Source organism: Phytoactinopolyspora endophytica (genome assembly GCF_004138495.1).
In the GTDB taxonomy this organism is placed as follows: domain Bacteria; phylum Actinomycetota; class Actinomycetes; order Jiangellales; family Jiangellaceae; genus Phytoactinopolyspora; species Phytoactinopolyspora endophytica.
The window spans coordinates 357,912-362,859 of the sequence record NZ_ML142850.1 but is presented as its reverse complement, the minus strand read 5'-3'; the positions used below and the strand labels follow the sequence as shown (position 1 = coordinate 362,859).

At 65.2% G+C, this 4,948-nt stretch carries 7 protein-coding genes; 2 read left to right on the top strand and 5 right to left on the bottom strand.

The features are described 5' to 3' along the window. The first annotated feature begins 190 nt into the window (after positions 1–190). Both ELR45_RS04985 and ELR45_RS04980 read left to right on the top strand, forming a co-directional pair. Entirely contained in the window at positions 191–559 is a 369-nt protein-coding gene (locus ELR45_RS04985; RefSeq protein ID WP_129663939.1) for an ArsR/SmtB family transcription factor, read from the top strand. Then, the gene (locus tag ELR45_RS04980; RefSeq protein ID WP_129663937.1) at positions 556–1,206 is read left to right on the top strand and encodes an SRPBCC family protein; all 651 of its coding nucleotides are present in this window, start codon (positions 556–558) and stop codon (positions 1,204–1,206) included. Before ELR45_RS04985 ends, ELR45_RS04980 begins: the two co-directional genes overlap by 4 nt. 25 nt (positions 1,207–1,231) lie before the next feature. Here ELR45_RS04980 and ELR45_RS04975 read toward each other — a convergent pair whose 3' ends face one another. The 5 genes from ELR45_RS04975 to ELR45_RS42495 all read right to left on the bottom strand — a co-directional run. Next, positions 1,232–1,753, bottom strand: a complete 522-nt coding sequence (locus ELR45_RS04975; protein WP_129663935.1) for a pyridoxamine 5'-phosphate oxidase family protein — start codon at positions 1,751–1,753, stop codon at positions 1,232–1,234. 292 nt (positions 1,754–2,045) lie between these two features. Beyond that, positions 2,046–2,453 (bottom strand): nuclear transport factor 2 family protein, encoded by a 408-nt coding sequence (locus tag ELR45_RS04970; protein ID WP_129663933.1) that lies wholly within the window; start codon positions 2,451–2,453, stop codon positions 2,046–2,048. A 29-nt stretch (positions 2,454–2,482) separates the two neighbouring features. Continuing rightward, on the bottom strand, positions 2,483–3,997 hold the full coding sequence (locus ELR45_RS04965; protein ID WP_129663931.1) for a sulfatase family protein: 1,515 nt from the start codon (positions 3,995–3,997) through the stop codon (positions 2,483–2,485). Next, positions 3,994–4,869: a carbohydrate ABC transporter permease gene (locus ELR45_RS04960; RefSeq protein WP_129663929.1), complete on the bottom strand. Its 876-nt coding sequence runs from the start codon at positions 4,867–4,869 to the stop codon at positions 3,994–3,996. Before ELR45_RS04960 ends, ELR45_RS04965 begins: the two co-directional genes overlap by 4 nt. Beyond that, positions 4,866–4,948 (bottom strand): hypothetical protein (locus ELR45_RS42495; protein ID WP_420813823.1); only part of this gene is annotated, 83 nt, incomplete at its 5' end. The genes ELR45_RS42495 and ELR45_RS04960, both read right to left, overlap by 4 nt.

Genomic DNA, 4,948 nt, shown 5'->3' with positions numbered 1-4,948 from the left:
GTCGCTCCGGTCGTGCTGGACCGCTTCAAGCTGTAACGCCGGGCCCGACCCATTGCCATGGTTTTGGGGTTCCTGGCCTCATGTAACACTTGGCAGCCTCTCAGGCTGTACAAGCGTTACATGAGGCCAGGAACCCCGGCGCGGTATATTAAGTATTGACTTATATAAGTCGTCGCTATAATTTTGTCTCGTGCACGCGTTCGATGTCCTCGGTGACCCGGTCCGGAGACGGATCCTGGAACTGCTCGCCGACGGCGAAATGACCTCCGGTGCGGTGTGTGCGGTGATTCAGGAGGAATACGGGATCACCCAGCCTGCTGTGTCGCAGCATCTGAAGGTGTTGCGGGAGGCCGGGTTCGCCACGGTCCGGCCAGAGGGCGCGCGCAGGCTCTACGCCGTCAATGCCGAACCGCTGCGGGAGGTAGACGGTTGGCTCGACCACTTCCGACGGTTCTGGACGCCGCCGCTGATGGCGCTGGAGACGGAGCTGGCCCGTGGGCGCCGCGAACGGCGGCAGCGTGCACATCCCGAAGACCACGAGAAGGGAAGCGTGACATGATCGACGTCGTCGAGCAGATCAACGCGAGACGCCGGCAGGTGGGAACCCGTGTCCTGGAGGCGGGAGAAGCCCGCACCACCACCATCAGCCAGATCTACCAGGCCGACCTTGAAGACGTCTGGGACGCGTGCACCAATGCCGAACGAATCCCGCGCTGGTTCCTGCCGATCTCGGGAGAGCTGCGTCTGGACGGGAGGTATGAGTTGGAGGGCAACGCCTCGGGCACGATCCAGCGCTGCGATCCTCCTCGTAGCTTCTCCGCCACCTGGGAGTACGGCGGCGAGGTCAGCTGGATCGAGGTGCGGCTGACGCCGGAGGATGACCACCGCACGCGCTTCGAGCTCGAGCACATCTCGCACGTCGACGACGACCGGTGGGCGCAGTTCGGCCCAGGCGCGGCAGGTGTCGGCTGGGACCTGGGACTGATCGGACTCGCCCTGCACATCGAGAGCGGCGAGGCCGTGGACCCGGAGCAGGTCATGGCCTGGAGCGCGTCCGACGAGGGTCGCCGGTTCATCACGCTGAGCAGCGAGCGGTGGCGCGACGCGAGCATCGCCGCCGGCGAGGACCCGGCTGCGGCGAACGCCGCCGGGGATCGGACGACGGCCTTCTACACCGAGGCGCCCGACGACGCGAACGCGACCTGACCGGGCGCCGACGAGGCGGGCGTCGTCAGCGCTGCTCGAAGCGGTAGCGGGTCTGGCTGAACGGGTCCTTGCCGAACCCGAACGCCGTCGTCGGATGGACGGCGAAGACCCAAGCTTCGCCGACGCCGCTGACGTGGCGGAACACGCCGTCGCCGACGTTGAAACGCCACTCCTCGCCGTACTTGGCGACCCACGTGTCCGCGAGGCGCTGAAGCGTCGACGCGTCGGTGACGCGGACGGCTTCGCCCTCCAGCACCACATCAAGCCCGCCGTGCTGGGTGTTGGTGCCGGTGGTGAAGGTGACGGAAGGGTTTTGCTTCAGGTTCAGGCATTTCCGCTCGTCGGGGCCGGTGCAGAAGTGCAGCATCTCGTCTTCCCATACCGTCAGCAGCGGTGTCACGTGCGGCCGCCCGTCTGGACGGACCGTCGAGATCCAGGACAGCTCGGCCTCCGCGAGCTGGCGACGAGCGTCTGCCCACGGGGTCGCCTGGGCGGACTCTTCGCTGTAGCGGGCGTCGAATGTGGTCTCGGGCTCGGTTGCGGTCATGTCAGCAGGCCTTCCTGGAGTGATGTGCGGTTGCCAGTCGCCGAGTGCCGTTGTCTCGGCGGCCGGCCGTTGTCAGTGCAGACCTGGCCCGGAGGTGAAATTCATCGGGCTCGGTGCGGCCTCGTGAAAGGCGCCTGCTTGTGCGCTCGTAGGTGACACTGACCATGCCGTTTGCGGCATGCTATGGTGCCGGTGCGTCGACAGCCCTGGTTGAGCACGGAACAGGACGCAGGCTATCTTGTCAGCCTTGATGACGCCGACGGCGCCGAGTTCTGGTCTGCAGCGGAGGAACCTATTCGCTGCGCCTGACGCCTGTGTCGGTGGGTACGGTGATCGATCGCGACGGCCAGAAGGGCCACTCCTCGAAGGATTGACTGCGTCCGTCCGCGGCGAACCGGATGACCCAAAGGTCGCGGTACTCCTTGTCGACTGGTTCGCCGTAGAACACTTCGACTCGTACCACCGCGGTGTTGCCCTCGACGGCGACGATGTCGCTGGTCATCCGGAACACCTCGTCCGGGCCCGTGCGCTCGCCTTCCCACATCCGCGCAATGGCCGGCAGACCGATGACGGGCTCTTGGTACGGGCCCTGGAGATAGGCCGCGTCTTCGGTGAAGATCGAAGCGAGCGCATCCGTCCCCGGAGTCCGCCACACATTCTCATAGGCCTGTACCCAGCCCGTCACCTGTGTTCTGTCCATGTACGTCAGCATGCCCGGTCTGTGACGGGCTATGCACTGGCGATGCGCGGCATCCACATGGGCTCTTTGCCGAGCTCTGCCCATGCATACTCGAGGAGCAGCTGGGTCTTCAGGCCGGCGTAGCTCGGGTCGTCCCAGAGATTGTGTAACTCGTTCGGGTCTTGGTCGAGGTCGAAGAGCTCTCCGTAGGTCTGGCGGTAATAGATGGTCAGCTTGTAGCGCTCGTTGATGTAGCTGCGTAGGTTGACGGTGGTCGGCTCGTGGTGGTGCTCACAGATCGCATGATCCCGCGCACCGTCCCGACGGCCGAGCCAGACGTCGCGCTGGCTGATCCCGGTCATCGTCGTCGGGATGTCCAGACCCGCCAAGTCGAGGAAGGACGGTGCGAGGTCCACGAGAGACTGGAGCGCGGGCGAGACACGGCCCGCTGGAACCCGGCCAGGGTAGCGGACCAGCATCGGGACCCGGACCAAGTCCTCGTACATGAACGGTCCCTTGTGCTGCAAACCGTGCTGACCGAAGAAGTGGCCGTGGTCGGTGGTGAAAACGACGATCGTGTTGTCGGCGACCCCTAGTCGTTCGAGCTTGTCGAGGATGACGCCGACGTACGTGTCGGTGAAACTGACCATGCCGTAGTACGCCGCCACCAGCCGTCGTCGCTGGTCATCGTCGAGCTGGTGTGATCCCAATCCATGGATCGCGAACCCGGACTCCCGCCACGCGCTGAAGTCCGGTTCCTGCTCCTGGCTCAGTCCGAAGTGGGGCGGATTCCGGTCGTGCTCGCCGGGAACGAGTTCGGGGATCGTCAACTCCTCCGGGCTGTACATCGAGTCCCACGGTGCCGGGACCAGGTAGGGCGGATGCGGGTCAGGGAAGCTCGCCCAGCAGAAGAACGGCTGGTCGCGGCCGACGGAGTCGGAGATGAACGACGACGCGCGCTCGGCCAGCCAGGTGTTGTAATGCAGCTCCTCGGGAATGTCCCAGCGGAAGCCGTCGGCCGCGGCCATCGTCCCGGTCGGCGGCGAGAAGTACCTCCGCCAGTCGGTGGCCCCCTTTTCCTCCATCCACAGCGCATAGTGCTGGCCCACGTGAGCTTCGTTGACATGGTTGCGGAGCATCTCGACGTGGTCGAACCCGTAGTACGGGCCGTGGAACTTCCGCCAGAAGTCGAGATCCTGAAGCTCCGGGTAGGACTCCATCGAGCTATGTTCGGGGGTACTGAGCAGCGGCTGGAAATGTGCCTTCCCGATCAGCCCCGATCGGTAGCCGGCGTCAGCAAGCAGGCAGCCGATGGTCGTCTCGGATTCGGGAAGCTTGGTGCCCAACGTCCACGCGCCATGCTGACTGGGATACCTGCCGGTGATGATCGATGCGCGGGTCGGCGTGCAGGTCGGATTCGGGCAGTAAGCCCGGCTGAACGTGGTGCCTTCGGCAACGAGCCGGTCGAGATTCGGTGTGCGTAGCTCCGGGTTGAACGCTCCGATCGTGTTCCAGTGCTGTTGATCGCTGGTGATGAGCAGGATGTTCGGCTGTTCGGTGGTCACCCTTTGAGCGCCCCTTCCATCGCGCCGCGGCTGAACCAGCGCTGGAATCCGATGTAGATGACCAGCGACGGGATGAACATCACCAGGCCCGCGGCTGCGGCGACGTTGAAGGTATAGGTCGGGTCGGAGCCGCTGGGCTGGAAGAACTGGATGCCGAGGGACATCGGGATGACGTCGCCGCCGGCGAACGTGAACGCGAACAGGTACTCGCCCCAGATGTGCACGAATGACAGCATCGAGACGACGATCACCCCACCCATCGCCAGCGGCGTGTAGATCCGCCACAGGATCTGCCAGCTGGACGCGCCGTCGACTCGCGCCGACTGTTCCAACTCGATCGGTATCTGCTTGAACACGTTGCGCATGATGAAGGTGCCGATCGCAAACCCCCAGGCGGCGTACACCAGGGTCAGCCCGAGGCGGGTGTCGAGCAGGTTGAGCTCGAACAGCTGCACCCACAGCGCCGCCACGACCGTGGGATGTGGGATGAAGATCGTTCCCACGATCAGCCAGAGCAGAACGTCGCGTCCGGGAAAGCTCATCCGGGCGAACGCGAAGCCGGCGAGCGCCGACCCGACGGCGATGATGGCGACGGCGCCGAACGTGATGATGATGCTGTCGGCGTAGTAACTGACCATGTCCGGCACGCGGTCGATCATCGCCGGGAAGTTGCTCAGCGTCAGTGAGCTGGGGAGCAGCTGGTAGAGCTCGTCCTTCGGGCGGAACGCGACCGAGACGAACCAGGCGAACGGTGTGAGCAGCACCGCGGCGAGCACCACGAGGGTGGCGTGCTCGACCGGCTGCCGCTTCCGGCGCCGGGCCGGCCTGTGGGCGTTGGCCGCGGGCGGTTTCACGGTGGTGGCGGCAGTCATGTCTGGTAGCTCCGTAGACGTCGGCTGGCGAACACGGCGGCGGCCACGGCGATCACCGCGAGCAGGAAGAACCAGGTGT

What these genes read in the sequence shown, in the direction of transcription:
- ELR45_RS04975 (WP_129663935.1), bottom strand. Translation starts at nt 1,753, where the DNA reads ATGACCGCAACCGAGCCCGAGACCACATTCGACGCCCGCTACAGCGAA.
- ELR45_RS04960 (WP_129663929.1), bottom strand. Translation starts at nt 4,869, where the DNA reads ATGACTGCCGCCACCACCGTGAAACCGCCCGCGGCCAACGCCCACAGG.
- ELR45_RS04980 (WP_129663937.1), top strand. Translation starts at nt 556, where the DNA reads ATGATCGACGTCGTCGAGCAGATCAACGCGAGACGCCGGCAGGTGGGA.
- ELR45_RS04970 (WP_129663933.1), bottom strand. Translation starts at nt 2,453, where the DNA reads ATGGACAGAACACAGGTGACGGGCTGGGTACAGGCCTATGAGAATGTG.